The organism is Actinosynnema sp. NPDC023587, from assembly GCF_040640215.1.
Classification (GTDB): Bacteria; Actinomycetota; Actinomycetes; order Mycobacteriales; family Pseudonocardiaceae; genus Actinosynnema.
Map to the genome: position 1 here is coordinate 205,683 of NZ_JBFABG010000012.1, position 22,111 is coordinate 227,793.

19 protein-coding genes are annotated in these 22,111 nt (G+C 73.3%); 17 read left to right on the forward strand and 2 right to left on the reverse strand.

Annotation, left to right across the window (positions count from 1 at the left end; translation table 11 throughout):
* The first annotated feature begins 184 nt into the window (after positions 1 to 184).
* The 4 genes from AB0G01_RS27710 (at position 185) to nusB (ending at position 3,912) form a co-directional block, all read left to right on the forward strand.
* A complete protein-coding gene (locus tag AB0G01_RS27710; protein WP_360951002.1) occupies positions 185 to 1,669 on the forward strand; it encodes a beta-xylosidase in 1,485 nt (494 codons plus the stop codon).
* A 139-nt stretch (positions 1,670 to 1,808) separates the two neighbouring features.
* Positions 1,809 to 2,894: a Xaa-Pro peptidase family protein gene (locus tag AB0G01_RS27715; RefSeq protein ID WP_360951005.1), complete on the forward strand. Its 1,086-nt coding sequence runs from the start codon at positions 1,809 to 1,811 to the stop codon at positions 2,892 to 2,894.
* A gap of 33 nt (positions 2,895 to 2,927) precedes the next feature.
* Positions 2,928 to 3,491, forward strand: a complete 564-nt coding sequence (gene efp, locus AB0G01_RS27720) for an elongation factor P (RefSeq protein WP_360951008.1) — start codon at positions 2,928 to 2,930, stop codon at positions 3,489 to 3,491.
* 1 nt (position 3,492) lies between these two features.
* Positions 3,493 to 3,912, forward strand: coding sequence for a transcription antitermination factor NusB (gene nusB, locus AB0G01_RS27725; RefSeq protein WP_360951011.1), 420 nt, complete (start codon positions 3,493 to 3,495; stop codon positions 3,910 to 3,912).
* 124 nt (positions 3,913 to 4,036) lie between these two features.
* On the opposite strand, the gene AB0G01_RS27730 is transcribed toward nusB, so the two are convergent.
* Positions 4,037 to 4,525: a transcriptional regulator gene (locus tag AB0G01_RS27730; protein WP_015103676.1), complete on the reverse strand. Its 489-nt coding sequence runs from the start codon at positions 4,523 to 4,525 to the stop codon at positions 4,037 to 4,039.
* Positions 4,526 to 4,783: 258 nt separating this feature from the next.
* Between AB0G01_RS27730 and pyrR the strand changes: the two genes are divergently transcribed.
* The 12 genes from pyrR (at position 4,784) to metK (ending at position 17,418) form a co-directional block, all read left to right on the forward strand.
* Positions 4,784 to 5,356, forward strand: coding sequence for a bifunctional pyr operon transcriptional regulator/uracil phosphoribosyltransferase PyrR (gene pyrR / locus AB0G01_RS27735; RefSeq protein ID WP_360951014.1), 573 nt, complete (start codon positions 4,784 to 4,786; stop codon positions 5,354 to 5,356).
* Positions 5,353 to 6,312 (forward strand): aspartate carbamoyltransferase catalytic subunit, encoded by a 960-nt coding sequence (locus AB0G01_RS27740; protein ID WP_360951017.1) that lies wholly within the window; start codon positions 5,353 to 5,355, stop codon positions 6,310 to 6,312. The genes pyrR and AB0G01_RS27740 overlap by 4 nt, the downstream gene beginning before the upstream one ends.
* Complete coding sequence (locus tag AB0G01_RS27745; RefSeq protein ID WP_360951020.1) at positions 6,309 to 7,598, forward strand: dihydroorotase; 1,290 nt, start codon at positions 6,309 to 6,311, stop codon at positions 7,596 to 7,598. Before AB0G01_RS27740 ends, AB0G01_RS27745 begins: the two co-directional genes overlap by 4 nt.
* Positions 7,595 to 8,080 carry a transporter gene (locus AB0G01_RS27750; RefSeq protein ID WP_360951023.1) on the forward strand — a complete coding sequence of 162 codons (486 nt, stop codon included), beginning with the start codon at positions 7,595 to 7,597 and terminating at the stop codon, positions 8,078 to 8,080. Before AB0G01_RS27745 ends, AB0G01_RS27750 begins: the two co-directional genes overlap by 4 nt.
* On the forward strand, positions 8,077 to 9,246 hold the full coding sequence (gene carA / locus AB0G01_RS27755; protein ID WP_360951026.1) for a glutamine-hydrolyzing carbamoyl-phosphate synthase small subunit: 1,170 nt from the start codon (positions 8,077 to 8,079) through the stop codon (positions 9,244 to 9,246). The genes AB0G01_RS27750 and carA overlap by 4 nt, the downstream gene beginning before the upstream one ends.
* The gene (gene carB / locus AB0G01_RS27760; RefSeq protein ID WP_360951030.1) at positions 9,246 to 12,548 is read left to right on the forward strand and encodes a carbamoyl-phosphate synthase large subunit; all 3,303 of its coding nucleotides are present in this window, start codon (positions 9,246 to 9,248) and stop codon (positions 12,546 to 12,548) included. Before carA ends, carB begins: the two co-directional genes overlap by 1 nt.
* Complete coding sequence (pyrF, locus tag AB0G01_RS27765) at positions 12,545 to 13,363, forward strand: orotidine-5'-phosphate decarboxylase (protein ID WP_360951033.1); 819 nt, start codon at positions 12,545 to 12,547, stop codon at positions 13,361 to 13,363. The genes carB and pyrF overlap by 4 nt, the downstream gene beginning before the upstream one ends.
* 300 nt (positions 13,364 to 13,663) lie before the next feature.
* Positions 13,664 to 13,981: an integration host factor, actinobacterial type gene (mihF, locus tag AB0G01_RS27770; RefSeq protein ID WP_033427832.1), complete on the forward strand. Its 318-nt coding sequence runs from the start codon at positions 13,664 to 13,666 to the stop codon at positions 13,979 to 13,981.
* A complete protein-coding gene (gmk, locus tag AB0G01_RS27775) occupies positions 13,978 to 14,580 on the forward strand; it encodes a guanylate kinase (protein ID WP_360951036.1) in 603 nt (200 codons plus the stop codon). The genes mihF and gmk overlap by 4 nt, the downstream gene beginning before the upstream one ends.
* Before the next feature lie 58 nt (positions 14,581 to 14,638).
* Positions 14,639 to 14,917 carry a DNA-directed RNA polymerase subunit omega gene (rpoZ, locus tag AB0G01_RS27780; RefSeq protein ID WP_015103666.1) on the forward strand — a complete coding sequence of 93 codons (279 nt, stop codon included), beginning with the start codon at positions 14,639 to 14,641 and terminating at the stop codon, positions 14,915 to 14,917.
* Complete coding sequence (gene coaBC / locus AB0G01_RS27785; RefSeq protein ID WP_360951039.1) at positions 14,914 to 16,146, forward strand: bifunctional phosphopantothenoylcysteine decarboxylase/phosphopantothenate--cysteine ligase CoaBC; 1,233 nt, start codon at positions 14,914 to 14,916, stop codon at positions 16,144 to 16,146. Before rpoZ ends, coaBC begins: the two co-directional genes overlap by 4 nt.
* Before the next feature lie 57 nt (positions 16,147 to 16,203).
* On the forward strand, positions 16,204 to 17,418 hold the full coding sequence (metK, locus tag AB0G01_RS27790) for a methionine adenosyltransferase (protein WP_360951042.1): 1,215 nt from the start codon (positions 16,204 to 16,206) through the stop codon (positions 17,416 to 17,418).
* 246 nt (positions 17,419 to 17,664) lie between these two features.
* Here metK and AB0G01_RS27795 read toward each other — a convergent pair whose 3' ends face one another.
* Positions 17,665 to 19,656, reverse strand: coding sequence for a primosomal protein N' (locus AB0G01_RS27795; RefSeq protein WP_360951045.1), 1,992 nt, complete (start codon positions 19,654 to 19,656; stop codon positions 17,665 to 17,667).
* A gap of 300 nt (positions 19,657 to 19,956) precedes the next feature.
* On the opposite strand from AB0G01_RS27795, the gene AB0G01_RS27800 reads away from it, so the two are divergent.
* A complete protein-coding gene (locus AB0G01_RS27800; protein ID WP_360951048.1) occupies positions 19,957 to 21,870 on the forward strand; it encodes a gamma-glutamyltransferase family protein in 1,914 nt (637 codons plus the stop codon).
* The last annotated feature ends 241 nt before the right edge of the window (positions 21,871 to 22,111 follow it).

Below are 22,111 nucleotides of genomic sequence, written 5' to 3' on the forward strand. Positions count from 1 at the left end.
ACGAGTACCCCCGCCTGGGTGGGGCGGATCACCACACCGGGTACTCCAGGACACCGAGGGCGTCGAAGAGGCGCTCGTGCCTCGGCCGGATCTCACCCGGCCGGGTGAGTTGATCTCTACACTGGAGCGGGACCGGGCGCGGTGCGTTCCCCGGTGAGGCACCCGACGTCCGGAAGTGGAGACCATGGCCGGCCCGACGAGGCTCCTCGGAACCCTCCTCGCCCTCGCCACCGCCACGGCGTGCGCGCCGGGCGTCGCGGAGCCCGCCGCGCCCCCGCCGCCGACCACGACGAGCACCCGGCCCGACCGGCCGGCCCCGCCCGCGCCGCGACCGGTCGCCGACCGGAACCGGCAGGGCCCCGGCGTCGTCGCGGCCGGCCCGGAGGCCCCGTACAACTACGGCCCGGCGGTGCTGGCCGAGGGCGGTCGGATCCGGATGTGGTGGTGCAGCCAGGTCCGGCACGCCGACCCGCCCGGGGACGACCTGCTGCACGCGGAGAGCGCGAGCCCGTCCGGCCCGTTCACCGCGCCGGACGGCAGTTCCGGCCAGTCGGTGCTCAGCGGCAGCGTGACCGGGTTCGACGGCAAGCACGTGTGCGACCCGTCCGTGCTCAAGGTCGGCGGCACCTACTACCTGTACTACACCGGCGCGGCCGGCGAGCACGCCCACGGCAACGCGGTCGGCGTCGCCACCAGCCCGGACGGCGTGCACTGGACCCGCGACGCGGGCGGCCTGCCGATCGTCAGCCCGTCCTACGACACCACCCGGGACAACACCTACGGCGCGGGCCAGCCGTCCGTGCTGTTCGTCGACGGCTGGTTCTACCTGCTGTTCACCGACACCACCGGCCGCGCGGCCGGCTGGAACGGCGCGGGCCAGTTCGTGCTGCGCGCCCGCGACCCCACGTTCCTCAACCACGTGGAGGCGCTCGGCGAGCGCGGGTTCGAGCCGGTCGCGGACACCCGCAGGCCGCGCACCCGCTCGGTGGTGGACGCGTTCAGCGCGGACTGGATGTACGTGGACGCCCTCAAGGCGTTCGCCATCGCGCACGAGACCGAGCACGGCACCACGATCACCTTCTGGGACCACGACTTCACCGGCAACCCGGTCCCGCCGGTCACCATCCCGGGCCGCTGGCGCGAGGGGCCCGGCCTGGTCCGCACCCCGGAGGGCCACGCCCCGCTCTCGCCCGAGGACCCGTGCGGCCGGATTCCGCTGGACGTGGTGCGCGCGACCGTCGACGGGGCCGCCGCCGCACCCACCGACCTGGGGCACTTCGGGCTGGACCTGGCCCACGCGCCCGGTTGCCGGACCGCCGCGACGGCCCGCGTGCTCGACGGCTTCGCCGTGCCGTCCCCGGAGAACACCGTGGACCTGGTCGTCGGCGGCGAGGTGGTCCGCGTCGAGCGCCGCTCGGTCGCCGACCGGCTGGCCACCCGGGTCCTGGAGCGCCGCCCGCCGATCGTCGACGAGCTGCCCCTCGCGGCCCGCGTCCCGGCCGGTGCGAAGGCGCTGCGCGCCCCGGACGGCCGGACGGCGCTGCTGCTGGAGGACGAGCTCTGGCTGGTCGCGGACGAGGAGGTGGCGAGGCTCAACTCGTCGCCGGTCACCGCCGTCGACCAGCGGACCTGGGACGGCTACGAGCAGGCCGGCGACCTGCGCCGGTAGCGCGTCGACCACGCACCACCCGCCGGCCCGCGCAGCGTCCGCCGGCCGGGTCGGGTCCGTCCCGCCGGGCACCGCCGCCCGCCCCGGTGCCGACCTCGGGACCGCTGTGCGGCCGTCGGCGAGCCTCTAGGCTGCGGGTATGTCCCACTCGACTCGCCGCGCCACCCTGCGCGCCACGCTCCGGGACCGGGAGCTGGACGCGCTGCTGGTGACCAACCTGCTGAACATCCGCTACCTCACCGGGTTCACCGGGTCCAACGCCGCGCTGCTGGTGTCCGCCGACTCCGACGAGGCCACCGCCTTCTGCACCGACGGCCGGTACCTGATCCAGGCCGAGCGGCAGGTGCCGGACCTGGAACGGGTCGTCGACCGGCCGTGCGACGTGGCGCTGACGACCCGGGCGGCCGAGGCGGGGCTGCGCCGCACGGGCTACGAGAGCGGGCACGTGACCATCGAGGCGCTGGACCTGCTCACCGAGGCCGCCGGCCGGGTCGAGCTGGTCCGCGCGCCCGGCCTGGTCGAGGAGCTGCGGCTGGTCAAGGACGACGCGGAGGTCGAGGCGCTGCGGATGGCGTGCGCGGCGGCCGACCGGGCGCTGGCCGGGCTGATCGAGCACGGCGGCCTGCGCGCGGGGCGCACCGAGCGGGAGATCGCCCGCGAGCTGGAGAACCGGATGCTCGACCACGGCGCGGACGGCCCGAGCTTCGAGAGCATCGTGGCGGCCGGCGCGAACTCCGCCGTGCCGCACCACCGCCCCACCGACGCCGTGGTGCAGCCGGGCGACTTCGTGAAGCTGGACTTCGGCGCGCTGGTCGACGGCTACCACTCGGACATGACCCGCACCCTGGTGGTCGGCCGGGCCGCGGACTGGCAGCGGGAGCTGTACGAGCTGGTCGCCGCGTCGCAGGCGGCCGGCCGGCGGGCGCTCGCGCCGGGCACCGGAACCGGCGCGGTGGACGCGGCGGCTCGCGGCGTGATCGAGGAGGCGGGCTACGGGGACCGGTTCCCGCACGGTCTCGGCCACGGCGTCGGACTGCAGATCCACGAGGCTCCGGCGCTGTCCAAGGTCGGGGCCGGTACACTTCTGCCCGGTATGGCGGTCACCGTCGAGCCCGGTGTGTACCTGGCCGGGCAGGGCGGCGTCCGCATCGAGGACACGCTGGTGGTGCGCCAAGGTGCCCCGGAGCTCCTCACCCTGACCACGAAAGAGCTTGTGGTCCTCTGACGCCCGAACCCAGATAACAGGAGAGCCCACCCCGTGGCCACCACCAACGACCTGAAGAACGGCCTGGTGCTGAACCTCGACGGCCAACTGTGGACCGTCACCGCGTTCCAGCACGTCAAGCCGGGCAAGGGTGGCGCGTTCGTGCGCACCACGTTGAAGCACGTCCTGTCCGGCAAGGTCGTGGACAAGACCTTCAACGCGGGGACCAAGGTCGAGACGGCCACCGTGGACAAGCGCGGCATGACCTACCTCTACAAGGACGGTGCCGACTTCGTCTTCATGGACGGCGACACCTTCGACCAGCTCAACGTGCCGGCCGAGACCGTGGCCGACGCGGCGGACTACCTGCTGGAGAACCAGGAGGCGGTCGTCGCGGTGCACGAGGGCGTCGCGCTCTACGTGGAGCTGCCGACCAGCGTCGAGCTGGTCATCCGGCACACCGACCCGGGCCTCCAGGGCGACCGCAGCACCGGCGGCACCAAGCCCGCCACGCTGGAGACCGGCGCGGAGATCCAGGTCCCGCTGTTCGTCACGACCGGCGAGAAGATCAAGGTCGACACCCGCGACGGCCGGTACCTCGGCCGGGTCAGCGGCTGACGTGGGCGCACGCAGCAAGGCCCGGAAACGGGCGGTCGACGTCCTCTACGAGGCCGACCTGCGCGGTGTGGACGCGGTCACCCTGCTCGCGGAGCGGGTGGGCTCGCCGGACGTGCCGCCGATCAACGACTACACGATCAGCCTGGTGGAGGGCGTCACCGGCCACCGCCCCCGGATCGACGACCTGATCTCGGAGCACGCCGAGGGCTGGACGCTCCAGCGGATGCCGGGCGTGGACCGCGCGGTGCTGCGGTTGGGCCTCTACGAGCTGCTGTGGGCGTCCGACGTCCCGGACGCGGTCGCCATCGACGAGGCCGTGGAGCTGGCCAAGCAGCTCTCCACGGACGACTCGCCGCGCTTCGTCAACGGCGTGCTGGGCCGGATCGCGGTGATCGCGGACCAGTTGCGCGCCGTCCTCTAGGCGTCGTCCTGCCGGCAGGGCCTCGCGTCGTCGGCGCGGGGCCCTTCCGCGCGCCCCGACCCGACCGGGACGAACGGAAGAGGGGCCGCCCAGGCGTGCCGTGCGGCCCTCTCTCGCGTCGTGCTCAGTCCTCCTTGGCCGGTCGGGCCTCGGGGGGCAGCACACCCCAGTCGATGAGCTGCTCGGTCAGCTCGCCCGGCGTCATGTCGTAGATGATCGCCAGGGAGCGCAGGTCCTCCGTCCGGATGGACAGGACCTTGCCGTTGTAGTCACCGCGCTGGCTCTGGATGGTGGCCGCGTACCGCGCGAGCGGCCCGACCTTCTCCGCCGGCAACTGCTGTAGCCGCTCCAGGTTGATGACGATCTTCGTCGCGGGCTCGGCTCCGGAGGGCACGCGGCCCTCCGGCAGCAGTTCCGCGACCGGCACACCGTAGAAGTCGGCCAGCTCGGCGAGCTTCTGCACGGTCACGGCGCGGTCGCCGCGCTCGTACGAGCCGACGACCACGGCCTTCCAACGACCGCCGGACTTCTGCTCGACGCCGTGCAGAGACAGGCCCTGCTGCTGGCGGATCGCGCGGAGCTTGGCCCCCAGCGCCTTGGCGTAGTCGCCCATGTGGCGGTTCTCCGTTCATTCGCCCCGTCAGCCGGTAGGGGACTGCCGCGGGGAGGCTTCGATCAATACGCAGAGTAATGATTGCTCTCCGTGGTCACCAGGTCAAGCCGATCTCGCCGGTCCAGGTGGCCGAGACCACGCGGACCACCCGGAAGATTGACCCTGAAAGCCTGATACCGTGCTGGTCAGCCCGGTCCGAACCGGGTGTCCGACGTCCTTTAAGGACCCGTCCAGCGAGGCGGGGAAGGAGGTCCAACCGTGGCGCCACGTCAACGTGGCGCGACGGACCCGGCCGGGGAGCGAGAGCTCCTGTCGGCCGGCGACGTCGCGCGTACCGTCGCCCGAATGGCCCATCAGATCATCGAGAAGACAGCCCTCGATGCACCCAGCGCACCCGCGGTAGTCCTGATGGGGATTCCGAGCCGGGGTGCGCCCCTCTCCCGCAGGCTCGCGGTCAAGATCCGGGAATTCAGCGGTGTGGCGGTACCCACAGGCACCCTGGACGTGACGCTCTACCGGGACGACCTGCGGCGTGGCCCCACCCGTCCGTTGGAGACGACCGCGCTCCCGGATGGCGGCATCGACGACCGGCTGGTCGTGCTGGTGGACGACGTCCTGTTCTCCGGCCGCACGATCCGGGCCGCCCTGGACGCGCTGCGCGACCACGGCCGCCCGCGCGCCGTGCAGCTCGCCGTGCTGGTCGACCGGGGCCACCGCGAGCTGCCGATCCGCGCGGACTACGTCGGCAAGAACGTCCCCACCGCCCGCTCCGAGGAGGTCCACGTGCTGCTGGAGGAGTTCGACCAGCGGGACGGGGTGGTGCTGCGGTGAAGCACCTGCTGTCCACCGAGGGCATCGACCCGGCGGACGCCACCGCGATCCTGGACACGGCGGCGGGCCTCAAGCAGTCGCTGGAGGGCCGCGAGGTGCGCAAGCTGCCCACCCTGCGCGGTCGCACGGTGATCACGGTGTTCTACGAGAACTCCACCCGGACCCGGGTCAGCTTCGAGATCGCGGGCAAGTGGATGAGCGCGGACGTGGTGAACGTCTCGTCGTCCGGTTCCAGCGTGGGCAAGGGCGAGTCCCTGCGCGACACCGCGCTCACCCTGGCCGCCGCCGGCGCGGACTGCGTCGTCATCCGGCACCCCGCCTCCGGCGCGGCCCACCAGTTGGCCGGCTGGCTCAGGCACACCGGCACGTCCGTGGTGAACGCGGGCGACGGGATGCACGAGCACCCCACCCAGGCCCTGCTGGACGCGGCCACCCTGCGGGAGCGCCTCGGCGACCTGCGGGACCGCCGGATCGCGATCGTCGGCGACGTGCTGCACAGCCGCGTGGCCAGGTCGAACGTGCACCTGCTGACCGCGCTCGGCGCGGAGGTCACCCTGGTGGCCCCGCCGACGCTGCTGCCCGCCGGCGTGGCGGGCTGGCCGGTCACCGTCTCGCACGAGCTGGACGCCGAGCTGCCCGGCCAGGACGCGGTGATGCTGCTGCGCGTCCAGGCCGAACGCATGTACAGCGGGACCGCCGGCACCGGGGGCAACGGGCACTTCTTCCCGTCCGCCCGCGAGTACTCGATCGCCTACGGGCTCAACGAACGACGTCTGGCCCTGCTCCCCGAGCACGCCGTGGTGCTGCACCCCGGTCCGATGCTGCGCGGCATGGAGATCGCGAGCGCGGTCGCCGACTCGCCCCGCGCCGCCATCACCGACCAGGTGCGCAACGGCGTGCACGTGCGCATGGCCGTCCTCTACCACCTGCTTGCCCACGAGGAGGAGAACGCGTGAACCCCTTGATCATCAGGGGAGTGCGGCCCTACGGCGAAGGCGACCCGGTCGACGTGCTGGTCCGCGACGGCGTGATCGCCGCCATCGGTGTCGTCCCCGGACCCGACGACGACACCGAGGTCGTGGAGGGCGGTGGCGCGGTCCTGCTGCCCGGTTTCGTGGACCTGCACACCCACCTGCGCGAGCCCGGCCGCGAGGACACCGAGACCATCGAGACCGGCTCCGCCGCCGCCGCGCTCGGCGGCTACACCGCGGTCTTCGCCATGGCCAACACCGACCCGGTCGCGGACAACGCCGTCGTGGTCGAGCACGTGGCCCGGCGCGGTCGCGAGGTCGGCCTGGTCGACGTGCACCCGGTGGGCGCGGTCACCGTCGGCCTCCGGGGCGAGCAGCTCGCCGAGCTCGGCACCATGGCCAAGGCCGGTGTCCGGGTGTTCTCCGACGACGGCCACTGCGTGCACGACCCGCTGATCATGCGCCGCGCCCTGGAGTACTCCAAGGCGCTGGACGTGGTGGTCGCGCAGCACGCCGAGGAGCCCCGGCTGACCGCCGGCGCGCAGGCCCACGAGGGCGCGCACGCCGCGCGGCTGGGCCTCCAGGGCTGGCCCGCCGCCGCCGAGGAGGCGATCGTCGCCCGCGACTGCCTGCTCGCCCGGCAGGTGGACGCCCGGCTGCACGTCTGCCACGTCTCCACCGCCGGCACCGCCGACGTGCTGGCCTGGGCCAAGGCCCGGGGCACGGACGTCACCGCCGAGGTCACGCCGCACCACCTGCTGCTGACCGACGACCGGCTGGAGACCTACGACCCGGTCAACAAGGTCAACCCGCCGCTGCGCACCGCCGCCGACGTCGAGAAGCTGCGCCGGGCGCTCGCGGACGGCGTCATCGACTGCGTCGCCACCGACCACGCCCCGCACGCCGTGCAGGACAAGGACTGCGAGTGGGCGGCGGCCCGGCCCGGCATGCTGGGCCTCCAGACCGCGTTGTCCGTCGTGGTCGCGACGATGGTCGAGACCGGCTTGCTGACCTGGCGCGGGGTCGCCCGGGTGATGAGCGAGCGCCCCGCGGAGATCGCCGGCCTGCCCGACCACGGCCGCCCGGTCGAGGTGGGCGAGCCCGCGAACCTCGTCCTGGTCGACCCGGACGCCACCTGGACGGTGCGCGGCGCGGATTTCGCGAGCATCGCGGCCAACACCCCGTTCGAGGGCATGGAGCTGCCCGGCCGGGTCGTCGCCACGCTGCTGCGCGGGCGCGTGACCGCGACCAGCGGAAGGATTCCCGCATGACCCGCGTGCTGCTGTCCCTGGCGGTGTTCGCCGTCTTCGCCCTCGCCGTGTACGGCATGTGGCACGGCTGGCGGGCCCGCGCCCGGCGGCAGACCGAGGCGCTGCCGGAGTTCCCGCAGCCGCCCGCCGAGACCGGTGCCGCGAAGCTGGAGACCACCGGTGTCTACATCGGCACCACGATCGGCGACGACTGGCAGGACCGGGTCGCGGTCGGCGACATCGGCCACCGCGCCGAGGCGGTCCTCAAGCTGACCGACACCGGCGTGCTGGTCGAGCGGACCGGCGCGACCGCCATGTGGATTCCGCTGGCCGACGTGGTGGACGCCCGCACCGCGCGCGGCCTGGCGGGCAAGGTGATGACCGCCGACGGCCTGCTGGTGGTGCGCTGGCAGCTCGCGGGCCAGACCTTCGACACCGGGTTCCGGGGCGACGACAAGGACGTGTACGAGCAGTGGGTGCAGGCGCTGGGAGGCCGTGCGTGAACAACTCCGCCAAGAACAACTCCACGACGACCGGTGCGGCCCTCGTGCTGGAGGACGGCCGCGTCTTCCGCGGCGAGTCCTACGGCGCGGTCGGCGCGAGCCTCGGCGAGGCGGTCTTCGCCACCGGCATGACCGGGTACCAGGAGACCCTCACCGACCCGTCCTACCACCGCCAGATCGTGGTGCAGACCGCGCCGCAGATCGGCAACACCGGCTGGAACGACGAGGACGACGAGTCGTCCCGGATCTGGGTGGCGGGCTACGTCGTCCGCGACCCGGCGCGGGTGCCGTCCAACTGGCGCTCCACCCGGGGACTGGACGAGGAGCTGGTCCGCCAGGGCGTGGTCGGCATCGCCGGCATCGACACCCGGATGCTCACCCGCCACCTGCGCGAGCGGGGCGCGATGCGCGCCGGCGTGTTCTCCGGCGACGACCTGGGCGACGACGGGGAGATGCTGGAGCGGGTGCGCACCGCGCCCGGCATGACCGGCGCGGACCTGGCCGGCGACGTGACCACGGCGCGGAAGTACGTGGTCGACGCGATCGGCGAGCGCCGGTTCCGGGTCGCCGCGCTGGACCTGGGCATCAAGTCCAACACCCCGCGGATGATGGCCGCGCGCGGCGTCGAGGTGCACGTCCTGCCGCTGCACTCGACCTTCGCCGACATCGAGGCGATCGCGCCGGACGGCGTCTTCCTGTCCAACGGACCCGGCGACCCGGCCACCCAGGCGCACGCCGTGGGGCTGACCCGCGAGGTCCTGTCGAAGCGCATCCCGCTGTTCGGCATCTGCTTCGGCAACCAGATCCTGGGCCGCGCGCTGGGCCGCGAGACCTACAAGATGCGCTACGGCCACCGGGGCATCAACATCCCGGTCATCGACGTCGCGACCGGGCGGGTGGCCATCACCTCGCAGAACCACGGCTTCGCGCTGGAGGGGGAGCCCGGCCAGGAGTTCGGCTCCGACTTCGGCCGCGTGCAGTTGAGCCACTACTGCCCGAACGACGGCACCGTGGAGGGCGTGCGCGCCCTGGAGGTGCCCGCGTTCAGCGTGCAGTACCACCCGGAGGCGGCGGCCGGACCGCACGACGCCGCCCCGCTGTTCGACGAATTCTGCAATCTCATGTCCGGCTCCGCCGGGGGACAGACGATGGGCGAGGGCCGCTGATGCCGAAGAGGACTGATCTCAAGCACGTGCTGGTGATCGGCTCCGGGCCGATCGTCATCGGCCAGGCCTGCGAGTTCGACTACTCGGGCACCCAGGCGTGCCGCGTGCTGCGCGACGAGGGCCTGCGGGTCAGCCTGGTCAACTCCAACCCGGCCACCATCATGACCGACCCGGAGTTCGCCGACGCCACCTACGTCGAGCCGATCACGCCGGAGTTCGTGGAGAAGGTGATCGCCGCCGAGCGCCCGGACGCGATCCTGGCCACCCTGGGCGGGCAGACCGCCCTGAACACCGCCATCGCGCTGCACGAGCGGGGCGTGCTGGAGAAGTACGACGTCGAGCTGATCGGCGCGGACATCGACGCCATCCAGCGCGGCGAGGACCGGCAGATCTTCAAGGACCTGGTGCGCAAGATCGGTGCCGAGGTCCCGCGCAGCGCCGTGTGCCGCACCATGGACGACGTCCGCGCCACGGTCGCCGACCTGGGCCTGCCGGTGGTGATCCGGCCGTCGTTCACCATGGGCGGCCTGGGTTCCGGCATGGCGCACACCCCGGCGGAGCTGGAGCGGCTGGCCGCCTCCGGGCTCGCCGAGTCCCCGGTCACCGAGGTGCTGATCGAGGAGAGCGTGCTCGGCTGGAAGGAGTACGAGCTGGAGCTCATGCGCGACCGCAACGACAACGTGGTCGTGGTGTGCTCCATCGAGAACATCGACCCGATGGGCGTGCACACCGGCGACTCGGTGACCGTCGCGCCCGCGATGACGCTGACCGACCGCGAGTACCAGCACATGCGCGACGTCGGCATCGCGGTCATCCGCGAGGTCGGCGTGGACACCGGCGGGTGCAACATCCAGTTCGCGATCGACCCGGAAACCGGGCGGATGGTCGTGATCGAGATGAACCCGCGCGTTTCCCGCTCCTCCGCGCTGGCGTCGAAAGCGACCGGCTTCCCGATCGCCAAGATCGCCGCGAAACTCGCCATCGGCTACACCCTGGACGAAATCCGCAACGACATCACCGGCGAGACCCCGGCCAGTTTCGAACCGGCGCTGGACTACGTCGTGGTGAAGGTGCCCCGGTTCGCGTTCGAGAAGTTCCCCGGCGCGGACCGGACGCTGACCACGACCATGAAGTCGGTCGGCGAGGCGATGTCGATCGGCCGCAGCTTCGTGGAGGCGCTGGGCAAGGCGCTGCGCTCGATGGAGACCAAGGCCGCCGGCTTCTGGACCACCCCCGACCCCGACGACACGACGCTGGAGTCCACTCTGGACGCCCTGCGCGCGGGTCACGACGGGCGGCTGTACACCGTGGACCGGGCGCTGCGCCTGGGCGCGACGATCGAGCAGGTGCACGAGGCGTCGGGCATCGACCCGTGGTTCGTCGAGCAGATCTCCTGGCTGGTCGACCTGGGCCGGGAGATCGAGGACGCCCCGGTGCTGGACGAACGCCTGCTGCGCAAGGCCAAGCGGGCCGGGCTGTCCGACCGGCAGGTCGCCGCGCTGCGCTCCGAGCTCGCCGGCGAGGACGGCGTGCGGAGGCTGCGGCACCGGCTGGGCGTGCGGCCGGTGTTCAAGACCGTCGACACCTGCGCCGCCGAGTTCGCGGCCAAGACGCCCTACCACTACTCGGCCTACGAGCTCGACCCCGACGCGGAGACCGAGGTCGCCGAGCAGCGCGAGAAGCCCAAGGTGCTGATCCTGGGCTCCGGCCCGAACCGGATCGGGCAGGGCATCGAGTTCGACTACTCGTGCGTGCACGCGGCCATGGCGCTGCGCGCGGCCGGGTACGAGACGGTGATGGTCAACTGCAACCCGGAGACCGTGTCCACCGACTACGACACCTCCGACCGCCTGTACTTCGAGCCGCTGACGTTCGAGGACGTGCTGGAGGTGTTCCACTCCGAGCAGCGCTCCGGCACGGTCGTGGGCGTGATCGTGCAACTCGGCGGGCAGACGCCGCTGGGCCTGGCGCAGCGGCTCTCGGACGCGGGCGTCCCGGTCGTGGGCACCCCGCCGCACGCCATCCACCTCGCCGAGGACCGCGGCGCGTTCGGCCAGGTGCTCACCGACGCGGGCCTGCCCGCGCCCAAGTACGGCACCGCCACGTCGTTCGCGCAGGCCAAGGCGATCGCCGACGAGATCGGCTACCCGGTGCTGGTGCGCCCCTCCTACGTGCTGGGCGGGCGCGGCATGGAGATCGTCTACGACGAGGAGACGCTGGCCGGGTACATCGCCCGCGCCACCGAGGTCAGCCCGGAGCACCCGGTGCTGGTCGACCGGTTCCTCGACGACGCCATCGAGATCGACGTCGACGCCCTGTTCGACGGCGAGGAGGTGTTCATCGGCGGCGTGATGGAGCACATCGAGGAGGCCGGCGTGCACTCCGGCGACTCGGCGTGCGCGCTGCCCCCGATCACCCTGGGCGAGACCGACGTGGACAACGTGCGGCGCTCCACCCGGGCCATCGCCGAGGGCATCGGCGTGCGCGGCCTGCTCAACGTCCAGTACGCGCTCAAGGACGACGTCCTGTACGTGCTGGAGGCCAACCCGCGCGCGTCGCGGACCGTGCCGTTCGTGTCCAAGGCGACCGCCGTGCCGCTCGCCAAGGCCGCCGCGCGGGTCATGCTCGGCACGAGCATCGCCGAGCTGCGCGCGGAGGGCATCCTCCCGGCCACCGGCGACGGCGCGAAGCTGCCGCCGCACGCCCCGGTCGCGGTCAAGGAAGCCGTGCTGCCGTTCCACCGGTTCCGCACGCCGGAGGGCAAGGGCGTGGACTCGCTGCTCGGGCCGGAGATGAAGTCGACCGGCGAGGTGATGGGCATCGACGTGTCGTTCGGCATGGCCTACGCCAAATCCCAGACCGCCTCCTACGGCTCGCTGCCCACCTCGGGCCGGGTCTTCGTGTCGGTCGCCAACCGGGACAAGCGGGCCATGATCTTCCCGATCAAGCGGCTCGCCGACCTGGGCTTCGAGGTGCTCGCCACGGCCGGCACCGCCGAGGTGCTGCGCCGCAACGGCGTCCCCTGCACGGTGGTCCGCAAGCACTTCGAGGGCGACGACAACATCGTGGACGCCATCCTGGCCGGGAACGTCGACATGATCATCAACACGCCCTACGGCAACCACGGGCCCCGCGTGGACGGCTACGAGATCCGCACGGCGGCCGTGGCGAAGGACATCCCGTGCGTCACGACCATCCAGGGCGCGGCGGCGGCGGTGCACGGCATCGAGGCCGCCATCCGCGGTGACATCGGCGTACGGCCCCTCCAGGCGCTCCAGGCGGCCCTGCGGGGTGAGGCGTGAGGTTCGGGGAGCGGCTGGCCGGGGCCGTCGCCGAGCACGGCCCCCTGTGCGTCGGCATCGACCCCCACCCGGGCCTGCTGGACGCCTGGGGCCTGCCGCGCGACGCGTCGGGCCTGGAGCGGTTCGCGCTGACCTGCGTGGAGGCGTTCGGGGGCCACGTGGCCCTGGTGAAGCCCCAGGCGGCCTTCTTCGAGGCGTATGGGTCGCGGGGTGTCGCGGTGCTGGAGCGGGTCGTGGCGGACCTGCGGGGCACCGGCACGCTGGTACTGGTGGACGCCAAGCGCGGCGACATCGGGTCCACCATGGCCGCCTACGCCCAGGCGTACCTGACCGATGGCTCGCCGCTGGCCGGCGACGCGGTGACGGTGTCGCCGTACCTGGGCTTCGGGTCGCTCGACCCGGCGTTCGACGCGGCGCGCGCGAGCGGGCGCGGCGTGTTCGTGCTGGCTCTGACCTCCAATCCCGAGGGTCCCGCGGTGCAGCGCGCGACCGGTCCGGGAGGTCGGTCCGTGGCCCAGTCCGTCATCGACGCCGCGGCCCGCCGCAACGCCGGTGCGGACCCCCTCGGGGACGTCGGGCTGGTCGTCGGCGCGACCGTGGGCGAACTCGGCGTCGACCTCTCCGACCTGCGCGGACCGGTCCTGGCCCCCGGTTTCGGGGCCCAGGGCGCGACCGTCGCGGACCTGCGCCGGGTGTTCGGCGAGGAGCTGCCCGGGGTGCTCCCGGCGAGCTCCCGGGACGTGCTCCGGCACGGCCCCGGAGCCGCAACTTTGCGGTCTGCGGCAAGGGCGGTGGGGGACTCCCTGAGACGGTGATCGCGGACAAATCACGACACGCTTTACGTGGTCCGCTCACCTGCGTAAACGGTGCCTGGTACGGTCCTGGCGACCGGCGGGACCAAACCCCATCGAGCGCATACCACACGGGTCGTGCGCAAGGCGTTACCGGTGGCGGTGACGGGACGGCCGGCGGGTGTTGGTACTACTACCACCCGCCGCAACCACCAGGCGCTGAAAGTTTCACCTGACTGGGACCCACGTTGTACCCAGGCAATTGCGCTCGGTACGGTCGCGGCACCGATCCAGAATTGAAATTCCCACACCACGGAGGAAATCGTGGCCCTTCCCCAGCTTACCGAGGAGCAGCGGGCCGCAGCGCTGGAGAAGGCTGCTGCCGCTCGTCGCGCTCGGGCTGAGCTCAAGGAGCGCCTCAAGCGTGGCGGCACGACCTTGACGGACGTGCTGAAGGCCGCTGAGAGCGACGAGGTCCTTGGCAAGATGAAGGTGTCCGCGCTGCTTGAGGCGCTTCCGGGCGTCGGCAAGGTTCGCGCGCAGCAGATCATGGAGCGCCTTGAGATCGCTCCGAGCCGTCGGCTGCGCGGCCTGGGTGAGCGGCAGCGCAAGGCGCTGCTCACCGAGTTCAGCGGCGAGTGAGTGATGGCACCGGGGCGGGACCGGGCGCGTGCGCCCGGTCCCGCCTCACCGTACTTTCCGGGCCCTCGGGCGTGGGCAAGTCCAGCGTGCTGGCCGAGCTCCGCCGGATGGGGCCCGACCTGCACTTCAGCGTCTCGGTGACCACCAGGAAGCCGAGGCCGGGCGAGGTCGACGGGGTGCACTACCACTTCGTGGACCCGCCGGAATTCCGCAAGATGGTCGACAACGGCGAGCTCCTGGAGCACGCCGAGTTCGCCGGCAACTGCTACGGCACCCCCCGGGAGCCCGTGGAACGGGCGCTCGCGGCCGGCCGGCCGGCCCTGCTGGAGATCGAGCTCCAGGGGGCCCGGCAGGTCCGGGCGTCGATGCCGGAGGCGCGGCTGGTGATGCTCGCGCCGCCGTCCTGGGAGGACCTGGTCGGCCGGTTGACCGGCCGGGGCACCGAGGACCCCGCCGTCGTGGCCCGCCGGCTGGAGATCGCCCGCGAGGAGCTCGCGGCCGAACCCGAGTTCGACGAGGTCGTGGTGAACGCCGACGTTCGGTCGGCCGCCACCCGCTTGCTAGACTTGGTGGTCGGCCCGCCGCCCGTCGCGCGCTAGCGCGCCCCGCCGGCGCAGGACGACCCCTGGACACACCAAACCGCAGGAGCGTTGACGAGTGACCACGCACACCGAGCTGGGCCCCCTGTCGGGTTCTCCGGAGGGCATCACCAACCCGCCGATCGACGACCTGCTGGAGCAGGTCAGCTCGAAGTACGCGCTGGTGATCTACGCGGCCAAGCGGGCGCGGCAGATCAACGACTACTACGCCCAGCTCGGCGAGGGCCTGCTGGAGTACGTCGGCCCGCTGGTCGAGCCGGGCCCGCGCGAGAAGCCGCTGTCCATCGCGCTCCGGGAGATCCACGCGGGTCTCCTTGAGCACACCGAGGGCGAGTGACCGAGGCGGTCGACGCCCGCCCCCGCGTCCTGCTGGGGGTGGGCGGCGGTATCGCCGCCTACAAGGCGTGCGAGGTGCTCCGCCGGCTCACCGAGTCCGGCCACGCGGTGCGGGTCGTCCCCACCGAGAGCGCACTGAACTTCGTCGGCGCGGCCACCTTCGAGGCCCTGTCCGGGCAGCCGGTGCACACCGGCGTGTTCTCGGACGTCCCGTCCGTGCAGCACGTGCGGCTCGGACAGGAGGCCGACCTGGTCGTGGTCGCGCCCGCCACGGCGAACCTGCTGGCCAAGGCCGCGCACGGGCTCGCCGACGACCTGCTCACCAACGCCCTGCTGACCGCGCGCTGCCCGGTCCTGCTCGTCCCGGCCATGCACACCGAGATGTGGGAGCACCCGGCGACGCGGGCCAACGTGGCGCTGCTGCGCTCGCGCGGCGTGGTCGTGGCCGAGCCCGCCAGCGGCCGGCTGACCGGCAAGGACACCGGCAAGGGCCGGCTGCCCGACCCGGCCGAGATCGTCGAGCTGTCCCGGCTGCTGCTGGAGCGCCCGGACGCGCTGCCCCGCGACATGGAGGGCCTGCACGTCGCCATCTCCGCCGGCGGCACCCGCGAGGCCCTCGACCCGGTGCGCTTCCTGGGCAACCGCTCCTCCGGCCGGCAGGGCTTCGCCCTCGCCCGGGTGGCCGCCCAGCGCGGCGCGCGGGTCACCCTGGTCGCCGCGCACACCGCCGACCTGGCCCCGCCCGCGGGCGTCGAGGTCGAGCGGGTGGGCAGCACCGCCGAGCTGCGCGATGCGGTGCACTGGGTGGCCAAGGACGCCGACGTCGTGGTGATGGCCGCCGCCGTGGCCGACTTCCGGCCGGTCGACCTGGCCGAGCACAAGATCAAGAAGTCCGACCGCGACCCGGACCCGGTGCGGCTCACGCGCAACCCGGACATCCTGGTCGAACTGGTCGCCGCGCGTCGGGACGGGCAGGTCGTCGTCGGCTTCGCCGCCGAGACCGGGGACGGCGGGGGTGACGTGCTCGACTACGGACGGGCGAAGCTCCGTCGCAAGGGCTGCGACTGGCTCGTGGTGAACGCGGTCGGCGACGGCAAGGCCTTCGAGGTCGAGGACAACGCAGGTTGGCTGCTGTCCGCGTCCGGTGCCGAGACGACCCTGCCGCACGGGTCGAAGGCGCGCCTGGCGTCCGCAGTGTGGGATGCGGTTGTCCCGTCCGCCCGGGTATGACCATCCGGGTGGGGACCCTCAGTAAGCTGGGGACCGATCGCAGGGGGAACACGTCGAATGGGGAGTGCCGTGAGCCAGCACAGCAGCAGGCTGTTCACCAGTGAGTCGGTGACGGAGGGGCACCCGGACAAGATCTGCGACGCGATCAGCGACTCCATCCTGGACGCGTTGCTGGCCAAGGACCCCCGTTCGCGCGTGGCCGTGGAGACCTTGATCACCACGGGTCAGGTGCACGTGGCGGGCGAGGTCACCACCGAGACCTACGCGGACATCCCGTCCATCGTCCGCGAGAAGATCCTGGAGATCGGCTACGACTCGTCGGCCAAGGGCTTCGACGGTCGCTCCTGCGGCGTGAACGTGGCGATCGGCGCGCAGTCCGCCGACATCGCGCAGGGCGTCGACACCGCCTACGAACAGCGGGTCGACGGTGCCGACGACGACATCGACAAGCAGGGCGCGGGCGACCAGGGCTTGATGTTCGGCTACGCGTGCACCGACACGCCGGAGCTGATGCCGCTGCCGATCGCGCTCGCCCACCGGCTGTCCCGGCGGCTGACCGGCGTGCGCAAGGACGGCACCGTCCCCTACCTGCGCCCGGACGGCAAGACCCAGGTCACCATCGAGTACGCGGGCGACCAGCCGGTGCGGCTGGACACCGTGGTGGTGTCCACGCAGCACGCGGACGGCATCGACCTGGAGAAGCTGCTCGGCGTCGACATCCGCGAGCACGTGGTCGCGCCCGAGATCGACGGGCTCGGCCTGGACACCGCGAACGTGCGCCTCCTGGTCAACCCGACCGGCCGGTTCGTCATCGGCGGCCCGATGGGCGACGCGGGCCTGACCGGCCGCAAGATCATCGTCGACACCTACGGCGGCATGGCCCGGCACGGCGGCGGCGCGTTCTCCGGCAAGGACCCGTCGAAGGTGGACCGGTCCGCGGCGTACGCGATGCGCTGGGTGGCGAAGAACGCGGTGGCGGCGGGTCTGGCCACGCGCATCGAGGTGCAGGTGGCCTACGCGATCGGCAAGGCCGCCCCGGTGGGCCTGTTCGTGGAGACCTTCGGCACCGAGACGGTCGACCCGAGCAAGATCCAGCTCGCCATCGGCGAAGTCTTCGACCTCCGACCCGCCGCGATCATCCGCGACCTCGACCTGCTCCGCCCGATCTACGCCCCGACCGCCGCGTACGGCCACTTCGGTCGCACCGACGTCGAGCTGCCGTGGGAGAACACCGACCGCGCGGACGCCCTGCGCGCCGCCGCCGGTGCCTGAGAACTGACCGGACGCCCGGCCCGCGCGACCCCGTGGACCGGGCCGACAGCGACGCGTGACGCACTGCCGTCCGCGCAGCCCGACCCGACGCGGTGACGCCGCGCCTCGACCCTCTGGCACCCCCACCCTCTCGCGCCTCTGCCCGCGCCGGTCCGGCGAGTTCCGCCGGTTCGGAGGAGTCTGCCGGTCCGGCGAGCTGCGGAGCCGTTGGTTCGAGGGTTGCGGAGCTCGCCGGGACGGACTTGGTCAGAGGACTTCGAGCGGGTCGAGCTTGACCTTGATCGGGTCCGGGTCCTTGCGCGCGCTGCGCGTGGCCTGGAGGGCGGTCAGGGCCTCGGCCAGGGGTTTGCCGTCGGTCCGGGGAACGCGGATCAGGGCCCGTTCCCGTTGTCCGTCGTCGGAGAGCGGGACCGGCCCGAGGATCTCGCCGGACGGGGGCAGGACCAGGTCTCGCAGAGCGCCGGCCACGGCGTCCGGGGTTCCGTCGACGGTGGCCATCCGGACGGCCGGGGGGAAGCCCAGCTCCGTGCGGCCCGCCAGTTCCTGCCTCGCGTGCCACACCGGGTCCCAGCGCACCAGCGCCTGGACGGGCGGAAGGCTGGAATCGGCGACCACCACCACCTTGCCCGCCGGTCGGGTCAGGGCGGCGGCGGTCATCCAGCGCCGGAGGGTCTCCTCGGTCGCCCGCAGGTCGGCCCGGCCCAGCAGGGCCCAGCCGTCGAGCAGCAGGACCGCGCCGTAACCGCCCTCGGCGGTCGGCTCGGCTCCCGGGGTCGCGACCACCAGCGCGCGCCCGGCCGGCACGGTCGACAGCACCTCGTCCGCCCCCGACGTGCGCACCGGGATGTCGCTGAACGCCCGACCCAGCTCCTCGGCGGTCCGACGAGCGCCGATGACCTGGCCGCGCAACCTCCGCGAACCGCACGCCGGGCAGCGGAAAGCCGCCTCCGTCGCCCCGCACCACCGGCAGTACGCGGGTTTGGGCATCCCCTCGTCCGCCCCGCCGGGCAGGGCCAGCGGCCCCGCGCACCGCCGGCACCGGGCCGGCGCACGGCACGTGCCGCACGCCAGCGACGGCACGTACCCCCGGCGCGGCACCTGGATCAGCACCGGGGCGTCCTCGGCGAACGCCGACCGCGCCGCGTCGAACGCGATGGACGGCAACCGCGCCGACCGCGCCGCCGGGTCCTTCACGTCCTGCCACGCGTTGTCGCCCACCGCCGCGACCCGGGGCGCGACGGCCCGCAGCGTGTCCCGGCTCGCCACCACCTCGTGCGCCCACCCGCTGTCCACCAGCAGTTGGGCTTCCGCCGTCCGCGCGAAGCCGCCGACCAGCAGCGACGCCCCGGTCAGGTGCGAGCGCTGCACCAGCACGTCCCGCACGTTCGGGTACGGCATCCGGGGCTCGGCGTGCAGGTCGTCGCCGTCGTCCCACACCGCCACCAGCCCCAGGTCGTGCACGGGCGCGAGCGCCGCCCCGCGCGTGCCCAGGACCAGCCGCACCGCACCCCGCCGCACCGCCAGCCACCGCTTGTACCGCTCGGACGGCCCCAGGTCGGACGACAGCGTCACCACCGCGTCCGGCCCCGCCAACGCCGCGCACGCCGCGTGCAGCCGCGCCAGGTCGCGGTGGTCCGGCACCACGACCAGCGCACCCCGCCCGGTGCTCACCACGGCCGTCGCCACCTCGGCCAGCCGCGCGGGCCAGTCCTCGGCCGGCAGCGCCTGCCACACCGCCCGCGCCGGCCGCCCCGCCAGCAGCGCGTCCAGCAGGTTCGGCCCGAACGGGTACCGCGACCAGCCCTCGACCGTCGGCGCGGCCGGGAGCGGCACCGGCTCCGGGGACGGCTTCGCCTCGACTCGCGCGTGCCGGGGTGGGATCGCCATCCGCAGCACGTCGATCAGCGAACCCGCGTACCGGTCGGCCACCGCGCGCGCCAGCTCCGCGACCTCCGGGGCCAGCACCGGCTCCGGCGAGATCACCCGGTCGAGGAAGCTCAGCTTGCTGCCGTAGCCGGACTCCTCGGCCCGTTCGATCAGGTAGCCGTCGACCAGTTGACCGGCGAACCGCACGCGGACCCGGCAGCCGGGCACCGCGTCCGCGTCCTGTTCGGTCGAGACCTGGTAGTCGAACAGCCGGTCGAGGTGCGGGAGCGGCACGTCGACGCAGATCCGGGCGACGGGCAGCTCGGCGGCGGGTACGCGTTCCCCGCGCCTGGTGCTCGTCCTGCCTGCCATGGGCTGAGGTCTACCAGAGTGCCTCCCGGGGGGTGTCGGGGTGGTGGGGCCGAGCGGGCGAGCGGAGGGCGGGGCGCGATCGGGGCGGTGGCGGTGGTGGCGGCATGGCTCTATCTTCGAACAGGTGTTCTAGTTGCGCAAGATCACTTTCGGGTGATGGTGATCGGCCGGTGTCGTCGGTGTCGTCGGTGTCGTCGGGCGTCGTCCGGTGTCGGCCGGCGGGTCACCGACCCCGTCTACCGGGTGGGATTCGCCCTCGCGGGGTTCACCGGCACGCCCGGTCAGGAGTAGAAGGGAACGATGCTCCGCTCGACGGTCGTCAGCGCCCTGGCATCGCTCCTGCTCGTCGCCCCGCTCGTCCCCGCCCAGGCGCGCCCGGCGCACCGGGCGGACCAGCGGGCTCCCGACCGGCACGCGGCACCGCCGCGCGTCCCCGAGGCGGTGGGCTCCGGTGGCGTCGTGTCGAGCGTCGACCCGGACGCCTCGCAGATCGGCGTCGACGTCCTGCGGCGCGGCGGCAACGCGGTGGACGCGGCGGTCGCGGTCGCGGCGGCGCTCGGCGTCACCGACCCGTTCTCGGCGAGCATCGGCGGCGGCGGTTTCCTGGTCTTCTACGACGCCCGGACCCGCCGCGTGTCCACCCTCGACGGCCGCGAGACGGCCCCCGCCTCGGCCGGCCCCGACCTGTTCCTGGAGGACGGCCGGCCGATCCCGTTCGCCGAGGCGGTGACCAGCGGCCTGTCCGTCGGCGTCCCCGGCACCCCGCGCACCTGGCAGCGCGCCCTCCAGCGCTGGGGCACGCTCTCCCTGGGCGACGCGCTGAAACCGGCCGAGGACCTGGCCCGGCGCGGCTTCCCGGTGGACGCCACCTTCCACCGCCAGGTCACCGAGAACGCCGACCGGTTCGCCGACATCACCTCCACCCGGGAGCTCTACCTCCCGGTCCCCGCGATCGGCAGCACGTTCCGCAACCCCGACCTCGCCGACACCTACCGGGAGCTGCGCCGCGACGGCGTCGCCGCGCTCTACCGGGGCGCGATCGCCCGCGACGTGGTCGACGCCGTCGCCCACCCGCCCGTGGACCCGGCCGCGACCCGCCAGGTCCGCCCGGGTGATCTCACCTTGGCCGACCTGGACGACTACCGGGTCCCGCAACGCGAACCGAGCCGCGCCCGCTACCGCGACCTCGACGTCCACGGCATGGCCCCGCCGTCCGCCGGCGGCATCGCCGTGGGCGAGGCGCTGAACATCCTGGAATCCGCCGCCCCCGCAGGCACCGCCGACCCCGCCAACCCGGCCGACCCCGCGAACCCGGCCGACCCCGCGAACCCGGCCGACCCCGCGAACCCGGCCGACCCAACCGGTCCTGCCGAGCTAGCCGACGAGTCGGAGGTCCAGTACCTGCACCGGTTCCTGGAGGCGTCCAGGCTGTCGTTCGCCGACCGCGACCGCTGGGTGGGCGACCCGGCCTTCGCCGACGTGCCGACCCGCGCGCTGCTGTCCCAGGAGTTCGCCGACTCCCGCGCCTGCCTGATCTCCCCGACCCGCGCCCTGCCCGGCCCGGTCGCGCCGGGCGACCCGCGCCACCCGGGCCCGTGCCGCACCACCGGCGATCCGGCCGCCACCCCGTACGAGGGCACCGACACCACCCACCTCACCGTCGCCGACAAGTGGGGCAACGTCGTCGCGCACACGCTGACCATCGAGCAGGAGGGCGGCAGCGGCATCGTCGTGCCCGGTCGGGGGTTCCTGCTCAACAACGAGTTGACCGACTTCTCCTTCGCCCCGGTCACGCCCGGCGTCCCGGACCCCAACCTGCCCGGTCCCGGCAAGCGCCCGCGCTCGTCGATGTCGCCCACGATCGTGCTGCACCACGGCACGCCCGTGCTGGCCCTGGGCTCGCCGGGCGGCGCGAGCATCATCACCACGGTCCTCCAGGTGCTCACCCGGCGGTTGGACCGCGGCCTGCCGCTCGTCCGGGCGATCGCCGCGCCGCGCGCGTCCCAGCGCAACGCGGCGGACACCCAGGCCGAGGCGGCGTTCCTGGCCGCGCCCGAGGCCGCCGACCTGCGCGCGCTGGGCCACCGCTTCACCTCCACCGCCGAGATCGGCGCGGTGACCGCCGTCGAACGCCTCCCGGACGGCCGGTGGCGGGCCGCCGCCGAGACCACCCGCAGGGGTGGCGGCGCGGCCCGTGCCGTCCGGCCGGGCTAGCGCGGGTGCCAGAGGTGCGGGTGCCAGAGGTGCGGGTGCCGGAGGTGCGGGTGCCGGAGGTGCGGGTGCCAGAGGTGAGGCCACCGGCTCCCACGGCGGACGGCCGCCGTCATCAACACCTGGCCACACCTGGAACAGGCGCTAGCTGTACTGACTCGTGACGTTGTTGACACTTAGGTGGTCAGTCGGGTGATGGGTGGCTGGCCGCCGAGGGCGCTGTGGGCTCGTCGGGTGTTGTAGT

Excerpts from the sequence above, each read along its gene's own strand:
- AB0G01_RS27800 (WP_360951048.1), top strand. The coding sequence starts at position 19,957 with ATGCTCCGCTCGACGGTCGTCAGCGCCCTGGCATCGCTCCTGCTCGTC.
- AB0G01_RS27795 (WP_360951045.1), bottom strand. The coding sequence starts at position 19,656 with ATGGCAGGCAGGACGAGCACCAGGCGCGGGGAACGCGTACCCGCCGCC.
- carB (WP_360951030.1), top strand. The coding sequence starts at position 9,246 with ATGCCGAAGAGGACTGATCTCAAGCACGTGCTGGTGATCGGCTCCGGG.
- AB0G01_RS27730 (WP_015103676.1), bottom strand. The coding sequence starts at position 4,525 with ATGGGCGACTACGCCAAGGCGCTGGGGGCCAAGCTCCGCGCGATCCGC.
- metK (WP_360951042.1), top strand. The coding sequence starts at position 16,204 with ATGGGGAGTGCCGTGAGCCAGCACAGCAGCAGGCTGTTCACCAGTGAG.
- AB0G01_RS27750 (WP_360951023.1), top strand. The coding sequence starts at position 7,595 with ATGACCCGCGTGCTGCTGTCCCTGGCGGTGTTCGCCGTCTTCGCCCTC.
- AB0G01_RS27710 (WP_360951002.1), top strand. The coding sequence starts at position 185 with ATGGCCGGCCCGACGAGGCTCCTCGGAACCCTCCTCGCCCTCGCCACC.
- AB0G01_RS27715 (WP_360951005.1), top strand. The coding sequence starts at position 1,809 with ATGTCCCACTCGACTCGCCGCGCCACCCTGCGCGCCACGCTCCGGGAC.